The 23,410-nt window shown below is 40.3% G+C and carries 23 protein-coding genes; 7 read left to right on the forward strand and 16 right to left on the reverse strand.

Features of this window, described 5'->3' with window-relative positions:
- Positions 1-16: 16 nt before the first annotated feature.
- Positions 17-502: a peptide deformylase gene (gene def / locus CDG62_RS14245; protein WP_087528704.1), complete on the reverse strand. Its 486-nt coding sequence runs from the start codon at positions 500-502 to the stop codon at positions 17-19.
- Positions 503-715: 213 nt separating this feature from the next.
- Between def and CDG62_RS14250 the strand changes: the two genes are divergently transcribed.
- The gene (locus CDG62_RS14250) at positions 716-1,993 is read left to right on the forward strand and encodes an MFS transporter (RefSeq protein WP_087528705.1); all 1,278 of its coding nucleotides are present in this window, start codon (positions 716-718) and stop codon (positions 1,991-1,993) included.
- Positions 1,994-2,064: 71 nt separating this feature from the next.
- Here the strand turns inward: CDG62_RS14250 and CDG62_RS14255 are convergent, their stop codons facing one another.
- The 3 genes from CDG62_RS14255 to pnuC form a co-directional block, all read right to left on the reverse strand.
- The gene (locus CDG62_RS14255; RefSeq protein WP_058869189.1) at positions 2,065-2,574 is read right to left on the reverse strand and encodes a DUF2505 family protein; all 510 of its coding nucleotides are present in this window, start codon (positions 2,572-2,574) and stop codon (positions 2,065-2,067) included.
- A gap of 136 nt (positions 2,575-2,710) precedes the next feature.
- Positions 2,711-2,980 carry a hypothetical protein gene (locus CDG62_RS14260; protein ID WP_087528706.1) on the reverse strand — a complete coding sequence of 90 codons (270 nt, stop codon included), beginning with the start codon at positions 2,978-2,980 and terminating at the stop codon, positions 2,711-2,713.
- Between the two features lie 8 nt (positions 2,981-2,988).
- Entirely contained in the window at positions 2,989-3,564 is a 576-nt protein-coding gene (pnuC, locus tag CDG62_RS14265; RefSeq protein WP_087528707.1) for a nicotinamide riboside transporter PnuC, read from the reverse strand.
- Between the two features lie 199 nt (positions 3,565-3,763).
- Here pnuC and CDG62_RS14270 point away from each other — a divergent pair, with 199 nt between their 5' ends.
- From CDG62_RS14270 to CDG62_RS14280, 3 genes are read left to right on the forward strand one after another with little or no spacing between them, the layout of a single operon-like run.
- Complete coding sequence (locus CDG62_RS14270) at positions 3,764-4,561, forward strand: crotonase/enoyl-CoA hydratase family protein (RefSeq protein WP_087528708.1); 798 nt, start codon at positions 3,764-3,766, stop codon at positions 4,559-4,561.
- Positions 4,562-4,614: 53 nt separating this feature from the next.
- Positions 4,615-5,523 carry an alpha/beta fold hydrolase gene (locus CDG62_RS14275; protein ID WP_087528723.1) on the forward strand — a complete coding sequence of 303 codons (909 nt, stop codon included), beginning with the start codon at positions 4,615-4,617 and terminating at the stop codon, positions 5,521-5,523.
- A gap of 6 nt (positions 5,524-5,529) precedes the next feature.
- The gene (locus tag CDG62_RS14280) at positions 5,530-6,108 is read left to right on the forward strand and encodes a TetR/AcrR family transcriptional regulator (RefSeq protein ID WP_087528709.1); all 579 of its coding nucleotides are present in this window, start codon (positions 5,530-5,532) and stop codon (positions 6,106-6,108) included.
- A gap of 3 nt (positions 6,109-6,111) precedes the next feature.
- Here CDG62_RS14280 and CDG62_RS14285 read toward each other — a convergent pair whose 3' ends face one another.
- The gene (locus CDG62_RS14285; protein WP_171405717.1) at positions 6,112-6,588 is read right to left on the reverse strand and encodes a hypothetical protein; all 477 of its coding nucleotides are present in this window, start codon (positions 6,586-6,588) and stop codon (positions 6,112-6,114) included.
- Positions 6,589-6,925: 337 nt separating this feature from the next.
- Here CDG62_RS14285 and CDG62_RS14290 point away from each other — a divergent pair, with 337 nt between their 5' ends.
- Positions 6,926-7,372, forward strand: a complete 447-nt coding sequence (locus tag CDG62_RS14290) for a GNAT family N-acetyltransferase (RefSeq protein WP_087528711.1) — start codon at positions 6,926-6,928, stop codon at positions 7,370-7,372.
- Positions 7,373-7,404: 32 nt separating this feature from the next.
- On the opposite strand, the gene CDG62_RS14295 is transcribed toward CDG62_RS14290, so the two are convergent.
- The 4 genes from CDG62_RS14295 to CDG62_RS14310 all read right to left on the reverse strand — a co-directional run bounded on the left by CDG62_RS14295 (position 7,405) and on the right by CDG62_RS14310 (position 11,397).
- Positions 7,405-9,279, reverse strand: a complete 1,875-nt coding sequence (locus CDG62_RS14295; RefSeq protein WP_087528712.1) for a diguanylate cyclase — start codon at positions 9,277-9,279, stop codon at positions 7,405-7,407.
- A 127-nt stretch (positions 9,280-9,406) separates the two neighbouring features.
- The gene (locus CDG62_RS14300) at positions 9,407-9,745 is read right to left on the reverse strand and encodes an FKBP-type peptidyl-prolyl cis-trans isomerase (RefSeq protein ID WP_004981094.1); all 339 of its coding nucleotides are present in this window, start codon (positions 9,743-9,745) and stop codon (positions 9,407-9,409) included.
- A gap of 48 nt (positions 9,746-9,793) precedes the next feature.
- Entirely contained in the window at positions 9,794-10,324 is a 531-nt protein-coding gene (locus CDG62_RS14305) for a YaeQ family protein (protein ID WP_087528713.1), read from the reverse strand.
- 68 nt (positions 10,325-10,392) lie between these two features.
- Entirely contained in the window at positions 10,393-11,397 is a 1,005-nt protein-coding gene (locus CDG62_RS14310) for a CobW family GTP-binding protein (protein WP_213070680.1), read from the reverse strand.
- Positions 11,398-11,872: 475 nt separating this feature from the next.
- Between CDG62_RS14310 and CDG62_RS14315 the strand changes: the two genes are divergently transcribed.
- Positions 11,873-12,076, forward strand: coding sequence for a hypothetical protein (locus tag CDG62_RS14315; RefSeq protein WP_004694446.1), 204 nt, complete (start codon positions 11,873-11,875; stop codon positions 12,074-12,076).
- 244 nt (positions 12,077-12,320) lie between these two features.
- On the opposite strand, the gene CDG62_RS14325 is transcribed toward CDG62_RS14315, so the two are convergent.
- Together CDG62_RS14325 and CDG62_RS14330 are read right to left on the reverse strand one after the other, a co-directional pair.
- Positions 12,321-12,842 (reverse strand): acyl-CoA thioesterase, encoded by a 522-nt coding sequence (locus CDG62_RS14325; protein WP_058869179.1) that lies wholly within the window; start codon positions 12,840-12,842, stop codon positions 12,321-12,323.
- A 302-nt stretch (positions 12,843-13,144) separates the two neighbouring features.
- Positions 13,145-14,143, reverse strand: a complete 999-nt coding sequence (locus tag CDG62_RS14330) for a patatin-like phospholipase family protein (protein WP_087528716.1) — start codon at positions 14,141-14,143, stop codon at positions 13,145-13,147.
- A 138-nt stretch (positions 14,144-14,281) separates the two neighbouring features.
- On the opposite strand from CDG62_RS14330, the gene chrA reads away from it, so the two are divergent.
- Positions 14,282-15,451 carry a chromate efflux transporter gene (gene chrA, locus CDG62_RS14335; protein ID WP_087528717.1) on the forward strand — a complete coding sequence of 390 codons (1,170 nt, stop codon included), beginning with the start codon at positions 14,282-14,284 and terminating at the stop codon, positions 15,449-15,451.
- Between the two features lie 72 nt (positions 15,452-15,523).
- On the opposite strand, the gene CDG62_RS14340 is transcribed toward chrA, so the two are convergent.
- From CDG62_RS14340 to CDG62_RS14365, 5 genes are all read right to left on the reverse strand, one after another.
- Positions 15,524-16,999: an alanine/glycine:cation symporter family protein gene (locus tag CDG62_RS14340; protein ID WP_087528718.1), complete on the reverse strand. Its 1,476-nt coding sequence runs from the start codon at positions 16,997-16,999 to the stop codon at positions 15,524-15,526.
- Between the two features lie 74 nt (positions 17,000-17,073).
- Complete coding sequence (gltS, locus tag CDG62_RS14345; protein ID WP_087528719.1) at positions 17,074-18,315, reverse strand: sodium/glutamate symporter; 1,242 nt, start codon at positions 18,313-18,315, stop codon at positions 17,074-17,076.
- 505 nt (positions 18,316-18,820) lie between these two features.
- On the reverse strand, positions 18,821-20,122 hold the full coding sequence (locus CDG62_RS14350; RefSeq protein WP_087528720.1) for a DcaP family trimeric outer membrane transporter: 1,302 nt from the start codon (positions 20,120-20,122) through the stop codon (positions 18,821-18,823).
- Positions 20,123-21,057: 935 nt separating this feature from the next.
- Positions 21,058-22,005, reverse strand: coding sequence for an IS30 family transposase (locus CDG62_RS14360; protein ID WP_119496091.1), 948 nt, complete (start codon positions 22,003-22,005; stop codon positions 21,058-21,060).
- A 152-nt stretch (positions 22,006-22,157) separates the two neighbouring features.
- Positions 22,158-23,357, reverse strand: a complete 1,200-nt coding sequence (locus CDG62_RS14365; protein WP_087528523.1) for a multidrug effflux MFS transporter — start codon at positions 23,355-23,357, stop codon at positions 22,158-22,160.
- Positions 23,358-23,410: the final 53 nt, after the last annotated feature.

Here is a 23,410-nt window from a genome sequence, read left to right on the forward strand (position 1 = left end):
GCAACATTGAATTGTTCTAGTTTGAGAGGTGATCCACAAATAAAATACCATTCAAATGATCTACTTCGTGTTGCACAATGCGTGCAGGAAAACCGTCAAAAGTACTTTCCATTACCTCACCGGTTAGAGTGTGATACAACACCTTAATGCTTTGCGCACGCTGTACCTGACCACGTTCATTTGGCACACTTAAACAGCCTTCTTCACCTAAGCAAGCTTCTTGCGAAAACTCTAAAATTTCAGGATTAACCATGACCACGGCGTCCATTTCAGGCGCATCGGGATAGCGTAAATTTGGCCGTGAAGCTACAATAATGACCCGCTTTGAAATATAGACTTGTGGTGCGGCAATACCCACACCGCTTCGTTCCAACATCGTCACAATCATGGCAGAAGCCAACTGCATGAGCCAGTCGCTATTAAATTCTGCATCTGCGACGCGAGCAGCTTTGAGTCTTAAGATATCTTCACCACGTTGTGCAACAGGTAAAATGATACTCATACACAAATCCTAATTTTTATACCTATTTATTCTTTTTATATCATAAGCTTTTTATCTCGTCTGCGTTATATATTTACGTTGACCGTCAAATCAACTATGTTGATTCATGTATAATTTTTAGTTCAAACCCAGTAAAGAAAGATTGATTATTCATTCAAAAAAGGCTTCTTTAAAATCAAATATAAACCTTTATTCAGCTTTGGAAATATACGCATGGATGCAACACCACGTTTGACCGGAGAAGACAAACGTACCCTTGGGCTGTCATCACTCGGTGGCGCACTTGAGTTCTATGACTTTGTTATTTATGTTTTTTACGCCAAAATTATTTCTGAGTTGTTCTTTCCTGCAGGACTCAGCCCATTTTGGGCCATGCTGAATACTTACGGCATTTTTGCCGCAGGTTACTTCTTCCGTCCACTTGGTGGTGTAGTCATGGCGCACTTTGGTGACCTCATCGGGCGTAAACGTCTCTTTAGTTTATCTATTTTGCTCATGGCTTTACCTACCCTCATGATCGGGGTTATGCCAACCTTTGAAACGATTGGTTATGCCGCACCACTGCTCTTACTCCTTATGCGGGTAATACAAGGCATCGCGATTGGTGGAGAAATTCCAGCGGCTTGGACCTTTGTTTCCGAGCATGTTCCCTATGGAAAAATTGGTTTTGCCAATGGCTTACTCACCGCAGGTTTGTCACTCGGCATCTTGCTCGGTGCTTTAATGTCACTGTTCATTTCTCTTCAGTTTAGTGAAGCAGTTATACATGATTGGGCATGGCGTATTCCCTTTATTGTGGGCGGTATTTTTGGCTTAGTGGCCTTATATTTACGTAGTTATTTGAAAGAAACACCAGTGTTCAAAGCCATACAAGCACGTAAAGAGCTGTCTAAAGAAATGCCAGTAAAACAAGTCTTAGCCAACCATAAAACTGCCGTGGTGATAGGCATGCTCTTGACTTGGTTCTTAACCGCTTGCGTGGTGGTACTGATTTTAGCCATGCCAAACTTACTGACAGGTGTCTTTGGCTTTAAACGTAGCGATGCTTTTCAAATGCAAAGTGCTGCGATCATCATGCAAATGCTGGGATGTATACTCGCAGGGACATTGGCCGATCGTTTGGGTGCAGCCAAGGTTTTGATTTTTGGCTCGCTTGCTGTTGCCACTATTGCGACCATTTTCTATCACAGTTTAGGTGTGGTTAGTCCAACTACGGTATTTGCACTGTATATGCTTTTGGGATTTTTTTCAGGCACGGTAGGGCTTGTGTCCTATAGCATGGTCAAAATGTTCCCTGCTCCGATCCGCTTTTCAGGCATTTCGTTTTCCTACAATGTCGCCTATGCCATTGCAGGAGGCATTACACTGCCTTTGGTTCAATGGCTCAGTCTCTATAGCAAGATTGGCGCGATGTATTATATTTGGCTGGTCTGTTTGGTTTGCTTCTTCACAGCTTGGGTTTATCGAACTCAGTTCGAGGCAAAACACTAAAATAATAAAACCCTTCAATCGAAGGGTTTCTTTTTATGTAAGCTACTTTGAAAAACATAAGGTAAAAGCTTTCAGCTTAAAGTTTCTGCATGCAAATTTTGGCGCAGTTCATCTTCCACAATATCAAGCTCGATTTGGCTAAACTTCCGAATTTCGCCTTCAGCATGTTTTTCTAACATACCGCCAATCAATGGCACTTTCACTTTTACCGTCCACTCCAATTGGAAGTGAATCTGCTCATCATTACCCGATACACTACGTTGGCACACAGCTTCTAAAGGTAAGTTGGGGTCTAAACGGACTTCCGAGCTGAGCACAACTAAATTACTGACGTCGGTACGTTGTAAGCGAAAGGCATCTTTTAGAAATTTCTTCGCAATATCGGGAATATTGACATCCAAGTTATACGCGCGCTTGAGGGTATAAATATCGCCGACTTTATTCGACTCCAAAATTTCCAACTTCTCTCCAGGAATACGACGACAAACATTTTCATGTAAGCTGATATCGGCTGCGAGTCGACGGAAGTCATCCAATGAAACACCTTTGATGGTGGCATTGACTACAAACTGATGTGCCATAGCATTAAATCCTTTATTTTTTGTTTTTGTAAAACATCCATGCCCTGATCAGGGCTGAAAAACTGAATCTCGTCATCCTGTAAAAAGGGCAAATCTAGACGATGCTCCAGCACCGACTATACCGCGATCTAGGATATCAATGTGTGCCATTCTGTATGACAATATCATCTACAATATGAATAAAAACCACGCGCTCAAAACAAGCCAAGCGAATTTCAAAATGCTCTGCCCCATCATCCAGTCCTGTGACCGCCCAACTTGCACTGCTGGGTAAATCACCCAGCCAAGTGGCCTGATAAAAATCAGCAACCGAAGCAAAGTCTAAATATTGCTTTGGACTCCTCCTTAACCGCTCAATGACCGACTCAAATTGAGCCAATTGTGTATATTTAAAGTCAATCAACATTGCCCGGCCTATACGCTTTTCAGTTGTTGTCTATGACGTACCTGTGTCCATTGCCACCATCCAAAAGCCGCTAAGCCGACAAAACAGGCATATAAACCCGCGGTCAAGAACAAATCTTTATAGATAAACATACCGACATAAACAATATCGACAAATACCCACAGCACCCATGTCGCAATATGTTTACGACTGGTCCAATAGGTCGCCAATAGACTAAATGCAGCGAGTTGCGCATCCAGTAAAGGGACAGCGGCATCGGTCAAATACTTTAAACTCAAACCAAATACTGCGCCAACCGTAGCAGCAAGCAGCATTTGCAACATCACTTGCCGAGCTGTAATCGGTTCAATCCGAATCTCATGATCTTGTTGTTTACCTTTGAACCAGTGATAAAAACCGTAAAAGTTCACCACCACAAAGAAAAACTGCAAAATGGTTTCGCCATATAGCTTATAGGTATAAAACAAATAGGCATATAACAAGAAAGCAGCGAAGTTAAACCACCAACACCACATATTGCGCTTAATGGTCAACGTCACTCCGATTAAGCTAATGATGACTGCAAATATTTCAAGGCTAGACATGGTTCAACTGGCATTCAAAGAAGTGCTGCTATTATGAAAAAAAACTCAATAAAGGCAAGACAATTCCGCTCAATCCAAATTTGAGCTTCTTTTCAGAGAATCTGAGCAAACTGTCGAGTCACAGAATGTATACACATAAGTTTTGACAGTTTTCTAACAATCGTTTAAAAACTTATAAAACGATACAGGAATAATCAAAATGTCAGAACAACAAGGTCGTGTCAGTCGCGAAGTTCGCGGTTCGTTATATTTAATTGGTTTAGATCGCGCAGCCAAGCGCAATGCTTTCGATAGTCATATGATTCATGACTTATCACTAGCCCTTACCGAATATGAGGATGATCCTTCACTGCGCTGTGCTGTAATTTTTGCCCACGGGGAACACTTTACCGCTGGGCTTGATTTAGTTGAGTTACAACCCAAACTCAATGCAGGCGTTTTCGACTTTCCTGCGTCACAAATTAACCCTTGGGGCACCAGCTCTAGACCTCGCACCAAACCCGTGGTTGTGGCAGTCCAAGGCTTTTGCTTTACCGCGGGAATTGAACTCATACTCAATGCCGATGTGGTGATTGCCGATGCCAATACACAATTTGCCCAAATTGAAGTGCAGCGCGGTATTTTACCCTTTGGCGGTGCAACGGTTCGCTTTGTACAAGCGGCAGGTTGGAACAAGGCTATGCGCTATCTACTCACAGGTGACAGCTTCAATGCGCAAGTAGCTCTTGATCTGAACTTAATTACCGAGATCGTAGAAGCATCCACCTCAAATGCTACATTAGAGAGAGCACTTACCCTTGCAGAGTCAATTACGCAAGCTGCACCACTCGCCGTTCAAGCCACACTAGCTTCTGCACAACAAGCAGTACAACACGGCGCAGACTATGCCTTTGCACATTTACAAGAGCACCTCAGCCCGCTACTCAAAACCCAAGATGTCCAAGAAGGCGTCATGGCGATGCTGCAACGCCGCCCTGCTCAGTTTAAAGGGCAATAAAACTTAAAAGCCTAGAACCCACTTTAGTAATTAACAAAAAAGAAGAAATGATGATGCAAGCCACCGCCCATTTAGATTCGATTCAAATAGAGAAACAAACTATACAATTCTCAGCAACCGATGGTTATGTACTCGTTGGCACACGTTATCGCTCATCTGAGCCAATCAAAGCCAACATTATTGTGGCCAGTGCAACAGGTGTACCACAGCAGTTCTATCGTCGCTTTGCCGAGTATGCAGTCACTTTAGGTTATCAAGTCCTAACTTTTGATTATCGCGGTGTGGGGCTTTCTGCACCGAAGCAGTTAAAAGGTTTTAGTATGTCCTATTTAGACTGGGGACAATTGGACTTATCTGGTGCAATTGACTTCGTCGCACAAGACGGTAAACCCATTTTTGTGGTTGGGCATTCCTATGGTGGCCAAGCCTTAGGTTTAACCCACAACCATGACCAAGTCACTGCGATGTATTGCTTTGGCACAGGTGCAGGCTGGCATGGCTATATGCCGTTTCGGGAGAAAATGAAAGTACATGTCATGTGGAATATTATTTTCCCGCCGATGGTTGCACTAAAGGGCTATCTGCCTTGGAGCCTGTTGAAAATGGGCACCGATTTACCTGTAGATGTCTACACACAGTGGCGAAAATGGTGTAAAAATCCGACCTACTTTTTTGCAGATCCTGAGCAACAACACTTACTGGAACAATATGCACAGGTTAAAACCCCTATCTATGCTATTTCAGCACTTGATGATGACTGGGCTTTACCCAACTCAAGGCATGCATTTATGCAACATTATCGGCAAGCGAACATGCATTATCTTAATATTGAAGCCAATGACTACGGCTTGAAAGTAATTGGACATATGGGATATTTCCGCGAGGGGGCCGAAGCCATCTGGGAAGATATGCTGAACACTTTCAATCGCTATTTATCATCACCAACCACTACGGAACTCTAAAGCTCTATGCGCCCACAAAAACTGAGTAAAGAACAAATCCAGTTGCACTGCATGCACACCTTTAAAACCCATGGTTATGCAGGCACCAGTATGGATTTATTGGCAAAGTCTTGTGGGCTTAGTAAAGCGGCCTTTTATTATTATTATCCCAATAAAGAAGCTTTGGTTTTAGATATTTTGCACGTCAGCCAGCAATACTTAAACCATAAACTATTCAGCATTTTGAATGATACACACTTAGAGTATTGTGTTCGCTTTGAACACTTGCACCAACAAGCTGTCACCTTTTTTAGTGTTGGTGTTCAAGGCTGCTTAGTCGGGATGCTGTCTTTGGAAATCCCGCATTTATCCAAACAAATCCATCTCAAAATTCAGTCGATTTTCCAAGATTGGGAGTTGGCATTGTTCCACTACTTTCAGCAGGTCATGCCCATTGCTCAAGCTGAGGCACTGGCTAAAATCAGTGTTGCCGATTATGAGGGCGCAATTTTAATGACACGTTTGAAACAAGATGACTTCTATCTGACTCATGTTGCAGAACGAATCTTTAAACAGTTATTCATAGCTGTAGAGGCTAAAGCGTAGAGATTAATCGCGAGTACGGTGGCTTTTTTTATGCTCACGTCCACTGCGGTCAATATGCGTATAAAACATGCCATAACGACTTACATAATATTCAAGCGACTGATCATAGAAACTCCAAAAAATAGACCATTCATTTAAATCCATTTTTCGGATTTGCGTCTGGGTTTTCGCAGGCATTTTGACCAATAAGGTGCTTTGCATCAATGTTGCATCTTCTTCAGCCGTGAGCAATATCGCTTGATCTAGAAATAGAGTCGCCACGTCATCGAACAGCTCTTGTTCATAAGCATCAACTTCAATAACACGCTCAACCTGAGGTTCTCTATTGGTATGCGTTGTCATTTGAGAAGATGCTGCTTCTGATTCAACCACTTGTTTTTGTCGCTTCAGAAAACGTTGCTTTTTTTGAATTTTGATTACAATAATAGATGCCGCAACCAAAGCAATGAGTATGCAAATCATCAGTAAAAATGTCGCCATGCCCTGCTCTCGTAACAAATATTCCCTTTTAAAATACAGCATTATCGCTTAAATAAACACCAAATTAATAAAAGCAGACTCCAGATGAACTCCAATGCTCATTTCGATGACTTGTAATTGGATGTTGATTCTCAAACCAATTCAAGTGATTCAACACATATTTTAATGAATGTGAAAAGCATCACAAAATATGATTTTTCACTCACAAAATCACTATAAAAAATAATTAAGTTAGCGTGATTGAACAACAAAGTTACATCCGTACTAACAGTAATTCAATTTAATAAATACAGTCGCTAGCATGAAATAGCTGTTTCTATAGCTCTAAGAAGAAAAGATGATACGGGCAGCGCAACTTCAGGACATTCCTGAAATTTTAGATGTCGTACACGACAGTATTCGATCATGTATCAAAGACCACCATCGCCATGAAAGTACGATTCAAATTTGGCTAGAAAATAAGACTCAATCTAACCTGATTATGTGGATGCACTATAACGACAGCTGGGTCTATGTACTCAATCAGCACGTGGTCGGTTTTATTATGGTCAGTGATCAAGGTCGTATTCTACTTAATTACATTTCATCCGCTGAACAACAACGCGGCATTGGTAGAGCATTATTAGAAACGGTTATTGAACATCTTAAACGTAAAAAAATTCGTCAAATGAGTTTAGAAAGCACCCAAACGGCATGCTCTTTTTATCAAAAACATGGCTTTCAAATCCACACCCAAGACATACCAAATCCCAAAATGGTGACCATGGTTAAACTCTTATCCTAAGGTTTATTAACAGAAGTATGACTCAACTAAATTCACTCATTTTCATTTGATTCATTGGGCATTTTCATCTGATCACGGCCCGCTTCTTTGGCTTGATAGAGTTTTAAATCGGCTGCTTTCATGAGATCGTGAATATTGGCATAACTTGTTTCACGATCCATCCACGACACGCCCATACTCAAAGTCACGTAATCTTTGCCATCTTGGCGGTTACGATGCTCAAAACATGCACTCCGCACTGCATCTAAAACGGTTTGCATAATCTGGCGAATAATCACAATTGGGACATTATATAAAACAATAGCAAACTCTTCCCCACCATAGCGTGCTAAGTAGGCATTATGTGGCAAGACTGCACCAATCACTTTGACCAGATTTTGCAGGACTTCATCGCCCTTTAGATGCCCATAGTAATCATTATAATTTTTGAAATAATCGACATCCATCATAGCAAAAGCCAAAGTTGCATGACTATCTTGTTGTGTTTCAACAAAACGCTGCTGTATTTCTTGATTCAATGCACGCCGATTATAGGCGCCTGTTAAAGCATCAATTTGAATTTGATATTCGAGTTTTTCATTTAAGTCATGTAATTGAGAAGTACGCTGTTGCACTTTTTGGTCTAGAGAATCATTCAATTCAATTAAATTATTATTTAAGCGTTCAGTATGGTATGTCTGATAGGCATAATTACGCGATTGTTGGAACATCACCAAAAGGGCATACAAACTTGTAGAAATAAAAGAGAGATGAATCGAATCAATCACATGTAACGTCAGCAAAAAATCATGGATAAACGATATACACAACAATACCACAGCGTATAAATTGAGTTTTGAATACTTTTGTTTAGTCTTTAACGTAATGTAAAAACCATAGGCAAAATTAATCAAAATAATAATACTGAAGAATGCGCTATAAAAAGCCAACCGCTCAAAAACAATTTGCTCAGACAATAAGGTAATGACAATATTCAGGGTCAAAACCAGCATGGAAATAGTATAAATCCAATACTGTAAATAATGCTGATTGAGTAAATACATATAACTCAAAAAAAACATGACAGCTAAATAGATAAATAAATATTCTAATCGAATGCCCCACAACCAATTGATATCTAAGAAAGTTGTATAGGCATATGGTGCGGTAAAAAGATTATGTAGAGCAAGAAATAAAATAAAAATACCAAAAACAAAAATACTTTTGCTATTCCGTTCATCTGAACCACGGAACATCGAGAACATGGTGGTGAACATTCCCACACCAAACACCACACCACAAATCATGGCGATACTCATCATCAGTTGCTGATAATGTCGATTAATCGTTTTGGAAATACCAATATGCATTGGGCTTTCAAGGCCACCTCGTAAATTATTAAAGTTTGAGGCTTGTATACTTAAAGTAAAATAGGGGCCGTCAGGAACAAAATAAGCAATCCGCGGTGCATTTTCTGTTTGCTGTTCCCCTGCATTATCCGCGACATCCCCTAAACGAACTAAGAAATCGCCATTGAGATAAACCCGATAAGCACAATTTTGATTGGGGATATGAATGGCTAATCTTCGGCCAATAAATTCCTCTGGAATTTTGAAATGACCAACAAAAGTCCCATACCCCACATTACTGCCTGTAAGTTCTTGAAATGAAATTGGCAGTTCGGTCGTTTTAGAAGGGAGTTTACGATTGGGCTGAGAAATCAGCACTTGGTCATAATAAGACCATGTACCTTTTAAGTAACTGGTGGTTTGTTCGGTGAATTGAATGTCATTGACATTTTTTTGGTGCAAATAATACTGCGTAGGCTCAGCTTCATATTGTGCCCACGTCGAAGGTATTAAACTTAAAAACAGCAAACAGCCTAAAATAAGCCTAAACAAAGACTGTTTGCTCAATGAGCTATACAAAAGCGACTCTTCCCTTAAATACGCTCTGCCTAAGAATTAATCTACAAATGTTTTTCTTAAAAACCAAGTGATTTTTACAAATTAATCAAATACATCCTTGTAATTGCCTAATTATCACTAATTTTGATTAATCACGTGTTTTTACATCATACAATTCAATTTCAAAAATCAAATTTGAATTGGCAGGAATGATATTGCCCATTTTACGCTCACCATAAGCCAAATGTGACGGCACGATGAGTTTACGTTTACCACCCACTTTCATCCCCATAATCCCTTGGTCCCAACCTTTAATGACACGGCCTGTCCCAATTACAGTTTCAAAGTAGTTCCCGCGGTCTAAAGATGAGTCAAACTTGGTTCCATCTTCTAACCAGCCCGTATAATGTGTAGTGATTAAAGCACCTTTGACTGCTTCTTTGCCTTCACCGACAACCAAATCAATAATTTCTAATTCTGCGCTCATGTTCTCGCTCCAACCTGTTCAATCAATAGATCTCGTTAAACTGCTTGCTTATTGCAATTGCGTCCATTCAATAATGGCTTGAGCATTGTCACCAATTAAGGTCCACTCACCATCCATTACATTCAACTGAAGTTGCATGGTTCGCTCACACAGGGCTTGAACCGCTTCAGTACTTGCAGTCGACAATTGCCAGATTTCAACATTGTTCAATGTTTTCAACTTACTGTTACGCTTATACCATTCATCGACCGCTGTTCCATAAGTGACTATCGCCACTTGCTTACAACGTGCACTGGCTTTTTTCACTTTATCTTCGTCTGGGCTGCCCACTTCAACCCATTTCACCAACTGACCCGTGAGGTCTTTTTCCCACAGCGCAGGCTCATTGGTTTCAAATAAATCTTTGGTAAACTCTAAAGCTTCATCCGCAAAACGTGCAAATGCCAACAAACGCACCATCAAACGCTCAATGGTTTCTGAAGGATGTAATGCCAAAGTCAGTTGATAGTCCCCATATTGGTGAACATCCATATTGGCAATATTCAAATCTGCCTTATAAATTGTAGCTTTAAGCGCCATACATACCATCCTCAAATTTGCCGACTAGCATATAAGATTTCGGCTTTTTTTGCTTAAAACAATTGAAGTTATTGCTCTATGCGACATTCAAAAAGTGCGTTTTCAAAACCCATCCAATCTCTTTGGTTTTGAACAATCAATTCAACTCGGTTATCAATTCCTTCTTCAACATCTTGATAGTTAAACTGTTCGGGATTGAAATTAAATGCTTTCCACCCCTGATTGGTATGGAAAATTCCTTTAATTCGGCGCCAATCTTGCTGTTCACACAGTAAATCTAATAAATCGTAAAAATCAAAAACCCAACGCTTCGGCATTTTCCAACCCGCAACACTATAGCCTTGTGCCATTTCTACATAGTGATACGGCAGCTGTTTAATGTCGGGAAAATCTTGTTGAGTCATTTTTAACTGTTGCTGAATGTTCAGTAAAGGTTGCTTTAAGCGTTTTGTTCCGATGTACTGAAAATCAATTTGTGCAAGCTCAATCTTGCCCTGCTCTGCCATCAACCACTGCTGAGCATAAGGTTGATATTCGTTTTGCAGTTTTTCAAGAGCGTCTTGATCTGCTTTTTGCATTTGAGCTTGATGTGAAACCACCACAATCTGCGCCGCTTTTAATTGATCCTGATACAAATTCTGTGTTGTCCATGCATGATCATGTAAACGTGAACCATCCAGCACTGTGATCGGCGCACGCATCTGTAAGGTCGAATGCCAATGTGGCTCGGTCAGTTGCTCCAGTAACTGCGCTGGATGTCCCAAGCCTGTGGGTTCAATAAACAGTCGATCAGGTTTTTGCTCTGTGAGCAAACGAGACAATGAAATTTGCATCGGTAGTTGGCTACTACAACATAAACAGCCACCAAGTAATTCTTGCACCGCATAGCCTTTCGTTTGTGGCATAAGTTGTTGGTCTACACCAATTTGCCCAAACTCATTCATCAGTACAGCCCAGACCTCATGTTCTGGTTTCTGGCTCAACAAATGTATGAGTAAAGTGGTTTTACCCGCGCCAAGAAAGCCCGAAATAATATGCGTAGGAACCGCCTGTGACATCGACATCAGTTTCAAAGTTTTATACCTAGCGTGGAATATGATAAAAACAGCGCAATAAAATAAGCCTCCATCTTAATTTAAATCACCAATTTTCTCATCTCAAATCCATGGCATTGAAAACTCAACATTCAATCGGCTAGCATTTCATTCATTTATCTCCCTATTGGACAAACTTCCTTACATTTTATTCAACACAGTAATTAGAGTTCCGCACTTAATTCGCATGCTTTGTACAGTTTATGTGAGTTTTCAAACATCCATATTGATCATTAATTCACCACATCCTCTTAATCTATTCACAAAAAACTTCTACTTGTTACTTAAAGCTTACTATTTTTTCATCATCTGTAGTTTTAGGTAATGTGCACTTTTCACATTGTTGCTTCGATTGAACCGCAGATATTCAGGCGATAGCATGAAGCTCAGTTCAAATTGATGTGATGATCAGTCTGAACTATTTTTATCTATAAAATATAAGGATGCCAAAACCATGAAACTTTCACACTTAATTATTGCAACATCTTTAACAGCTGCAAGCTTTGCAACTTTTGCTGCACCTCAACAAGCGCCAGCTCAAGAAGACAAAGTTGTGGTATCAACCCAAGAAACAGCTGAAACTACAGACTTAAGTGCAAATGCACCTGCTTCGGAAGCATCAGCGGAACAACCGAATCAAGAAAAAGCCGCTAAATAATTGAAATGTTGAGAGATCCAGTGTCTTTACTCTCCTGCTGGATCGCAACAACTTTTTAGCGTCATTTGAAACCAAGATATATCCTGTCTTGGTTTCTTTTTATTTATGCATAAGGACTTTAGAAATTCGAGATCAACAGGTACTGAAAACCAAATTTGCGTAGTTTTCCCATATAAGCGTCTATTCAAAACATAAACGTCAGACATAAAAAAGATCTCCTATATAGGAGATCTTTTCATTGCATTTAACTATGCGATGTTTTTTTATAAATACTGCACGAAGGATGATGGTTCTCTTGTAAGCGCGCGACTTTACGTTGTTCTGCCGCTTCAAAACGACAACGCTTCCAGTCATTGTCCAAGTTCAATGCAGGAATTTGTTTTGGCTTACCATTTTCATCTACCGCAACCATAGTGAAGTAGCAGCTATTGGTATGGCGCACTGTACGCTTTTGAATATTTTGTGCTTCAACACGGATACCAATTTCCATCGAAGTACGACCGACATGGTTCACACTGGCCAAGAAAGTGACTAACTCACCGACATGAATCGGCTCTTTAAAATTAACTTTATCAACCGATAAGGTCACCACATAGCTTCCTGAAAAACGACTTGCACACGCATATGCTACTTGGTCTAACAGTTTCAAAATGGTGCCACCATGCACATTTCCTGAAAAATTCGCCATATCAGGTGTCATTAAGACCGACATAGTGAGTTCAGACTGGTCATCCGCAGCCGCAGCAATTTGATCTAATGGGGACATCACGTTCTCTAATTGGTAAGATAATAGGATATGTGACATTTATTATATCGGTTTTGAACACTAAATTTGGTAACAAAACCATCATTATTATTTATAGTGATTTAAGTATCATTCAGAAATATATATATAAAGAACACTAAGCTTTTGAATCTATAGACCTTCTTCAAATTTTAATTTATTCAAAACATTGACCCTTTAGTATTTTCATAGCATATAAATGACTTCGAGCCTGATTGACTAAATTTCGAGTTATTAAGATACATAAAAGCCCATTCAGGCTTTTATGTTGAAATCATGCGTGATCAATGTGTTCGTGCTTGAATATTTTGAATATTCAATTTCTGCTTATAATTTTTCTGCGCAAAAACTTTTTGAATCTGTCCTAACTGCGCAACGGTTGCATCGACCCCAGCTTGCATAGTCATTTCACGTCCACTGACATCAAAGATATGCACCTTTTCGCGTAAGTCTGGCTGTATCACAACATCTGCATTTTTCAGCTCAATTTGTGCAAGGCTCTTTTGCATGATATTGATATTTTGGTTAAACAGCCCCCAGACATTTGAGGTTTCGGTATACATCGGCTGCGCCAAAATATCGACCGCAATAATAATATCTGCTCCTAACTTGCGTGCTACATCCACAGGTACTGGGCTGACTAAACCGCCATCCACATATTCATCAGCACCAATTTTAGTTGGAATAAACATACTCGGGATCGATACCGATGCTCGAACCGCTTGCCCAGTATTGCCATAGTTAAAGACGACTTTTTTGCCTTCTTTTAACTGCGTAGCCACTACATACATCGGAATAGGTAAACGCTGAAGTGGAATATCGCTCACTTGTTCATTCACATAATCTTCAACTTTTTGTCCATCAAAGAAACCTTTCATGTCCAAACGAATATCACGCACGTCATTGGCTTTCATGTTCAACGCAATATCCCGAATTTGATTGGCATTTTTACCACTGGCATACAGTGAGCCGACGATACTACCGGCACTGGTTCCCACGATAAAGTCGGGATGAATCCCCGACTGTTCTAAAACTTGAATTGCACCAATATGTGCATAACCACGTGCACCGCCACTCCCCAACACTAACGCAATGATTGGGCGGTTTTGTTCTTTCTTGAGCTGTTTAAAGTTGATCTGGTTGAGTCGCTGTTGAGGTTCACCTGAGTCAGTTTCGGCTGAAAATGCCTGACTTGGCGTTTCTTGAGCAACTTTGGGTATGCTTTGACAACCGACTAAAGCGAGCAATGTAAACGACATAAGGCTAAGTTTAATGTTCAACATGATTCACCGAGGTTGAGATAAAGCGAATTTTTCCAACAGCATAGTGTATGAAAATCAGCAGTCCAAGTACTGTTGCTTTTCGTAAAAGCGTCATATTCCCCCATTATAATCTGTTTCAATTTGTCAGCATAATTCAACATGTGCACTCAGCATATCACTCAAATTTTTCTGCACTTTTTAAAATTGGGCTGCTTGTCTTTTGGTGGGCCTGCTGCTCATGTGGTATTTTTTCACCGTCATTTTGTACAACAACTTCGATGGTTGAGTGATGCTGAATACGCCCAGCTGGTTGCTCTCGCACAATTACTTCCAGGGCCAACCAGTAGCCAAGTGGGTATTGCCATTGGTTATCAACTCCAAGGCTACCGTGGCGCGTGTGCGGCTTGGCTCGGCTTTACTTTACCATCTATGCTCCTCATGGCATGTCTTGCGGTACTGGGCCAGCAGTACTTCAACCAACTCAGTGCAACGACATTGCATAGCATTCAGTTGATCGTTTTTGCAGTGGTGATCTGGGCCTTTTGGCAAATGTTGAGAAGTTTCTGTCAAAGCATTTGGCAATATGTCTTGATGTTATTTAGCACCTTATTTCTTTACTTTGTTCCATCGCCATTCAGCCAAGTCATCGTCATTTTAATTGCAGCTCTGGTCGGTATTTATTTCGCATCATCTTCTGTAGCAAAGGCTCAGGACAGTAGCTTAAAAGCAAAAGTCCAAGCAAAGCAGGCTTATCTTTGGCTGATTGCTTTTGCTATGCCTTTTATACTTTTCATTGTGTGGTATCCATCTTCTTCACTTTTCTCACAAAGTCTGTTTAGTTTCTACCAAGCCGCATCTTTGGTTTTTGGTGGTGGGCATATTATTTTGCCACTTTTACATCAGGACTTTGTTGCCAACCAAATCTTATCTGCCGAACAATTTGACTTGGGTTATGCCTTAGCTCAACTCATGCCCGGCCCCTTATTTAGTTTCGCCAGTTACTTAGGTGCTTTACTGCCTTTAACGCCGTTTGTTTGGCTGAATGTGGTTCTAGCCACTTTAGCAATCTTTCTACCCTCATTCTTTTTAATCTTTGCAACCTTGCCCTATTGGTCTTGGCTTATGCAACAGGCTGCGATCCGAAAAGCAGTGATTGGGATCAATGCTGCAGTGGTAAGTTTACTGCTGTGTTTAGTGATACAAATGGGACAAAGTTATTTCAAGCATTGGACTGACTTAGTTTTTGTAATTGCTGTTATTTTACTGCTTCAAACCAAACTCCCGATTTGGCTAAGCCTGATTTTAAGTTTTGCATTTTATCAGCTGTAGTTTTACTTTAGCGGCTAAATAGCGATAAAAAAGCCTCTATCAATGTAGAGGCTTTTTTAATTTACTAAATAATTACCAAATGTCTGATTTCACTTTGTCTTTAAATTTAGGATGGTTATCCAATTTAAATACAGGCTCTTTCACACCTTGTTTCAGCTGCGCTAAATAGTCTTTTAACAGCATCAATAAGAATGGTGTTAATAACAAAATAGCAAACAAGTTAATGGTAGCCATAATGCCCATGAACAAATCCGCAGTGTTCCAAATGAGAGGCACGCTCATCACTGAACCGAGATACACCATAATCAAAACAAAGATACGGAAGACAAACATCACCTTGGCATTGTTATTGATAAATTGTACATTTCCTTCCGCATAGGCATAGTTACCAATGACCGATGAAAAAGCAAACAAGAACAAAATTGTCGCAAGGAAGTCATCCCCCCAAGAACCAATTTGGCTCTCTAAAGCCATTTGGGTGAGCGCTACGCCTTCAAAGCCTGCGTCATGATAAAGTCCTGAGGCTAAAATAATAATCGCTGTACATGAACACACCACGAAGGTATCCACAAATACACCAAGCATTTGTACCAAACCTTGGTTTACAGGGTGTTTTACATCCGATGCAGCTGCTGCATTCGGTGCCGACCCCATACCTGCTTCATTAGAGAATAAACCACGTTTAATCCCCATCATCATTGCCATAGAAACCATCGCACCGAAGAAACCACCAGCAGCAGCTTCAAACTCAAAAGCTTTAGAGAAAATGAGTTGGAAGATATCGGGTAAAATAGCGTAATTGATTACGGCGATATATAACGCAACAGCCAAATACAACAAGGCCATCAATGGCACGAAACTTTCTGCAACTTTGGCAATACGCTTGATTCCACCGAAGATAATCATCGCGGTCAGCAAGACTAAAGCTAGTCCAACCCAAGACACCACAATATGAATGCCGCCGAGTTCAAATGCCAGATTGGCTTTATCCCAACCCCATGCATGCGCTGTTGCGCCTGTAATCGCATTTGCTTGTACTGCGTTAAACACAAAACCATAGGTTGAAATGAGGGCAACGGCAAAGACTACACCCAACCATTTTTGTTTCAGGCCTTGAGTAATATAGTAGGCAGGTCCACCACGGAACTGTTTATTTTCTTGGTCACGTACTTTAAATAACTGCGCCAGAGATGACTCAACAAAAGCTGAACTCATGCCTAAAAATGCAGTGACCCACATCCAAAATACTGCTCCTGGTCCACCAATCGCAATTGCGATCGCAACACCCGCGACATTACCCACACCTACACGACTAGCAAGCCCAGTGACAAAAGCCTGAAAAGGTGTGATGCCATGATCATCATCACATTCCTTACGGCTTGATTTCATGACATTGATGCTGTGCAAAAATAAGCGAACCTGTACTGCACCCGTAATTAGCGTGTAAAACACACCTACCGCAACAAGGAAAATCACCAAAAAGTCCCACAGAGGTCCATTCAGTGTATTCACCCACCCGAGTAATGTTTCATTTAATTGATCATTCATCTCGATATCCTAATTATTGTGAGAGACCTGAAAGCAAAAAAGCCCTAGTTTCCTAGGGCAAATTGCATTTCCAATTAGTTAAAATATTGCAAAATAGACTGAATGACAGCAACGTTAATCAAGTCTACAAAGAATGCGCCACATAGAGGCACAATCAAGAATGCCTTGTGCGAAGGGCCATACATGTTGGTAATGGCCTGCATGTTTGCAACCGCAGTTGGGGTTGCACCCATACCAAATCCACAGTGACCCGCAGATAACACTGCAGCATCGTAGTTTTTACCCATTACACGGAATGTTACAAATGCAGCATATAAGCCCATCGTAATCGTTTGTGCACCTAAAATCACTACAAGCGGACCAGCAAGGTCAGCCAATTGCCATAATTTCAATGAAAGTAAAGCCATCGCAAGGTACAACGACAATGATGCATTACCAAATACATCAATCGCACGGTCAAAGACTTGAACTTTGAAAATACCTTCCAACACATTACGTAAAATCACACCACCTGCAAGCGCCCAAACAAAAGTCGGTAACTCAAGCATTGTGCCTTTCATATGACCGGTCATAAAGTCAGCAAAAGCCAGACAGCCTGCAAACAAACCTAATGTTGTAATCGCATTATCCGCAGTGATTAAACGCACACGATGTGGATATTCAAACGGTACATATTCTGTTGAATTAATATCAGTCAGTGGCGTGTTATCACTCTTTTCAATTTGTTCATTGGTACGAGGTGTTGCCAATTGATAGCGGTTAATAAGTAACTTTGCTAAAGGACCACCAATCAACCCCCCAATAATCAAACCAAATGTCGCACTCGCCATACCCAAAGCTAATGCACCTTGGATACCATGTTTAACTTCTAGAATTTCACCCCAAGCACCCGCAGTACCATGACCACCAGTTAAGGTAATTGAACCTGCAATCAAACCAATAAGTGGGTCAATACCCAATAAAGTTGCAAGGCTAATGCCGACAAAGTTTTGCACCACAATAAATGAAGCGACAGCCATCAAGAAAATAACCAGACCGATTCCGCCTTCGCGTAATTTGGCAAAGTTTGCACTTAAACCAATTGAGGCGAAGAAAATCAGCATAAAACTTGTTTGCAATTCGCTACTGGTCGTGATGCTATAGCCCCAAAGACTATGCACAACCAAGGAGATAATCGCTGCAACTAAACCACCTGCGACAGGCTCAGGAATGTTGTAGCGTTTCAAGAAACCAATTTTATTTACCAAGAAGCGGCCAAGTAACAAAACGATAACAGCAGCAATCAAGGTATAAAAAGCGTTAAAAGTAAATTCCATGACAATTGTCCATAAAACGGATGCTTAGATTTTGTTATCTGGCTAATAAGCCACCGAATCCATTGATACTTCAAGAGATATTTCGTAAATCTGAGACAAACTCAGTCTTGCGTATGGAAATTCAGGCAACGGGTAAATTGGTAACAAACTAAGCGATCTGATGCATAACATGTTCAGCTCTACACGATGAGTAAACTGAAATAACGTAATGCCCAATAATGTTTGGACACAGATACGGTTTTTTGAAAAAAATCACAAAACCGCCCCATATTGGCTCAAAAACAACCAATAAAAGTACAATATGGGCGAAAGACCGACATTATGCAGATTTTTTATAGATAATCTTTATTTTTTTACAATAATTTCCAACTATTTCACTTATTCTTTTCTGGCCTAATACTTAAGTCTATATTCAGAATGTATTTAGTCTGTATAAATTCTCGACTTAAACAAAACAGGAGCCTAAAGCTCCTGTTTTTAAAACCACAACTATTTCATCATATGATTAGAAGCTGTATTTCGCCATTAAGCCAACGCGGTTGTCTTTGTAGCTATCACCAGCAAAGGTATCACGTTTACCATTGATATATTCAACACCTAAGTCTAAAGGCTTAACTGGTGAATAGATGAAGTTAATCCATGCTTGGTAAACTTCTTCATTTGCTGCTGGGTTTAAAGTTGCATAATCAGTACCGTCATCCGCAAAAAGTGCGCCATACGCTAAAGTCGAACGTAATTTTTCGTTGAATTTATACGTACCACCAACTTGCACACCAAATGCTTCATTTTGTTCGATATTACCATTTGCAGGATCTACATAAAATGCAGTGTTGCTTCCGTATAAGTAGTTGCTATTACCCTGTACGTAAGATACATCTGCACTTAGTTTTAATGGGTCAATCACTTGATAGTTCACACCAGCAGCAATACCCCAACCTGTTTTGTCATCTCCAGACTCTTCAGATTTGTATTGCTCGACTAAACCACGTACAGAAGCATTTGCTTTACCATCTGCAAAACCTTGCGTTAATTTCGCAGTTAAAACTGGCAAGCTATATTTCACATCAGATGCAACGTTTTTACTGTCCGTAGCATTCCACTGTGTCGCAGAGCTATTGCCCTCTTCAGCAGCAAGCAATAGTTTCGTTGCAGGTGCTAAATTAAAGCCATAACGTACTTGCGGAATACGTGCTGTACCGCCACCCACGTTGGTACCGAAATCAATCATTTCTGGTGCGTGGTTAGACAGGAAGTTAGATGTAGTTTGACCAAATAACCAGTTGTTATAAGTTAAATATGCATGACGAATACGTAGTGCTTCATTTGTTCCTGCGAAGTCAACTTCCACTTTACCGCCAAGTTTGTTGTCGCCACCAACATTGGTATTGAAATCTAAACCTAAACGCGTAGTTTTTGCTGTTGCACGAAGTTTATCTTTAGTTTGTCCATCTGAACTTGCAACTTTGTTGAAGTCGTCATCCGCACCTTCAATAATGTAGTTTGCGTCGCCACGTACAAAACCATATAGATTAATGTCTGCGCCAGACTTAGATTTGAACGAAGACAGTGGAGATTCAGCTTTTACCGGAGCTGGTTGTGCTTTCACTTGTTGAATCTGTACTGCTTGCTGTTGTTGAACTTGTTGCTGTTGTTGCATCAATGCTTTTAGCTCTGCAACTTCGGCACGCAACTGAGCAAGTTCTTGTTGTTCTTTGGTTGCAGCATGGGTTGTTGTCATCATCAGAGCAGCCACACTAAGTGCTAGGCTTTGAGCGATAAATGGCTTTTTATTGAGGGCTAAACGCATACGCAAGCTTCCTTTATTACATTGTTAGTGGTGAGTCAAAAATTCCATTTCAGTAAAATTTACTATACAAAAACCATTCCATTTCGGTCTCTTTGTGTATAGAACAATCTTATAAAGATGAAAAATCGCACATTTCGATGTTTTAAGATATGACCTTTTATTACTCTTGCAACTAAAGTCTAATGCACACAATTTCAAACGATAATTGATGTTATTCGCGATTGGCTTTGAAGCATCAAATTACAATTTAGCTAGACTTTTGCAATGATTAAGTAACAATTCTTCATATTTTCTTAAATATAGACTGAGTTTTATTTGAGATCTATATTTTTTTCTTATAACTAAAGTCTTAGTCTAATAGATAAGCACCTATGCACAGTGATGGGTAAAAATTACACCTTTACACCAAAAAAACTCAACTATTCAAATGATTATTAACTATAGTGCATTGGATGTATTCAGTCACCAATACATAACCATAAAAAATACATGTGATCGCAGGGCAAAAAACAACGAAATTCTTGAGTAGATCTGCCCTATTCAACTTAAATTATTTCAACATCTGGAAAAATCAACACAATACAAAAACGTTTGCATATTATTCTTAAATCTGGAGTTGCGTTTTGAAATATTCTTCACAGTCAATCAAGTCATGGTCATCAGCGAGAAAATGGATATTGCCATAATGATGCAAAATTTGATTATTTCAGTCAAAGCACAAGGTTCAGACACTTGTCACGAACCGCATGGAATCACTTTTATGCTATCGGACTGAATGTACAAGATACTGCACAAGATTAAAAATTGGTCTATGGCATGGCACTAGGTTATGCAGATCCAGAGCAGATCTTCAACCGCTTTATAACTTCTGGCATATAGTTGACGATTTTGCAGTATTATTAAATAATGACTAACATTTAAAGCATTCATTTAACTTAGATTAGCATTTGAAGTGCAACACCATGTTGTTGCCATAATACCTGACTCGGACTTTTAAAGCTGAGTCTTTTTCTTGGGCGATGATTTAAACGTTGAGTGATTTCTGAGATATATTCATCCGTATAGGCATTTAAATTACTGCCTTTTTTAATGTATTGTCTGATTAAACCATTTGTATTTTCATTCGTGCCTCGTTGCCAAGCGCTATAAGGATCAGCAAAATACCAGTCTAGTTCTAATTCTTGAGCAACATACTTATGCAGACTGAACTCCTTACCATTATCTGCGGTAATAGTCTTTAGCTGATCTTTGATTGGCTTAAGAAGGCTGATGGTTGTTTGGCAAATTTCCTCTGCCTTGCGTGAGCTACACTTTTTCAGCCATAAATAACCTGTCTTCCGATCCACAATAGAGACCAATGATTGCTGATGGTTCTTACCAACAATCGTATCTATTTCCAGATCACCAAAGCGATTCCGCCGCTCAATCTCGATAGGTCTGTCATGAATGCTTTTACGATTACTCAGCTGACCACGGGTTTCAGGAGAGCCGTATTTCCTCTTTCTTTGATTTCTGAAACGTAGGTGATGAAAGAGTGTACCGCCATTGTTTTTATCCTGTCGTATAAAGCGATAAATTGAATGCAAACTGACTGGAACATGAGAAGCAATCTGTTCAGGACTCCATTGAAGATCAAGATAAGAGATGACATGTGCCCACATTTCACAAGGGATTCTTTTAGGATTAGGACAATGTCGTCTTCGAGCTACTTTATTGGCATGTTTAGCGAAATAGCCATTTCTAGCTCGATTACGTTTGATTTCTCTAGAAATGGTTGAAGGTGAACGATTCAGTCTCCAAGCGATATAACGTTTAGAAAAACCTTCACGTAACAATGTATAAATCTGATATCGTTCTTCTTGGGTAAGATGAGTATAGTTCATGATGCAACTTTGACTTTGGTCGGTCGGAAGCAAAATGCTAGCTCATCTTGCTTCTTTCCAATAATTTAATCTCTGTTGCACTTCATTTGAGAATCTAAGTAAATAAAAAAGACTAAAATGAGTCTCTTTTTATATAATAACGACTTCAGTTTTTAGTCTTTTTCGTGCTCAAGCTTAAACACATAATACAAAGCCAAAGCCACAAAAATAGCCATGACAATGGCCATATTCAAAAGTGCCGACCAAAGTAGAAAATTAAGAATCACGCCACAAAGTAGACCACAACCAAATTGCATGCTGCCCATAATCGCACTGGCCGTTCCTGCCCGTGCACCCTGCTCAGACATTGCAATCGCCATTGCATTTGGGCCTGTAAAACCGATTGCTGCGACAGCGAGAAACATCCCTGCACATACGATATATAAGGGTGCATGCGTCATGTTACCCGCTACCAACAACAGCCCTACACCAGCCAGTTGCAAAAAACTGCCTAATTTTAAACGCTGAAAAACACTTAACTTTTGTGCCATACGTTTATTGAAAGTCGAGAACAGCATAATCCCAACTGCATTGGCACCAAAGGCATAGGCAAAAACTTGCTGACTTAAACCGTAACCATCCATCAGAATGGCAGCAGAAGCACTGATGTAACAAAAGAGTACAGCCCCAGCAAAACATCCAACAAACATCGGGCGTCTAAAACTCGAATCTTGCAAAATCGCGCCGTAAAGGTTTAAAACTTGATTGAAGTTCAGCTTTAAACGACGCTTCGGATCTAAAGTTTCCTCAAAGAAAAAGTGTACGCAGCACAGGCTTCCCAAGCCAACGACCATCAAAAAAGCGAAAATACTATGCCAACTACTAAAGCTCAGCACTAGCGCCCCTAAACTCGGTGCAATAATCGGTGCGATGGTGGACACAATCATCATACTGGCAAATGCTTGGGCTGAGGCTTGCATATCCAGACGGTCACGAATCGCAGCACGGGCAATCACCACCCCCACACAACCACCTAAAGCTTGTAAAACCCGAGCAGCAATGAGACTCCACTCACTGTTTGCAAACACACACAGTAAACTGGCAATAATGTAGAGACTCAGACCAAAATACAGCGGTTTCTTCCGCCCAATACGGTCACTTACTGGTCCATAAATCAGTTGTCCAATGGCCAAGCCTAAGAAGTACGCAGGTAAGCTGTTAGCCACCATTTGTGTACTTACCCCAAAGTCATTTGCCATTTGTGGCAAAGCGGGCAAATACATATCAATCGACAGTGGACCGAGTGCCGTCAAGGAAGCAAGTAAAAGAATCCAAGCGTTTGAATAGGCCGCTTTTTCCTGTGTAGTCGACATAGGATTAATTTATGTTTTGGAAGACGAGTTTGCAGACAAGTTTACACGCTCCA

The organism is Acinetobacter sp. WCHA55 (genome assembly GCF_002165305.2).
Taxonomy (GTDB): domain Bacteria; phylum Pseudomonadota; class Gammaproteobacteria; order Pseudomonadales; family Moraxellaceae; genus Acinetobacter.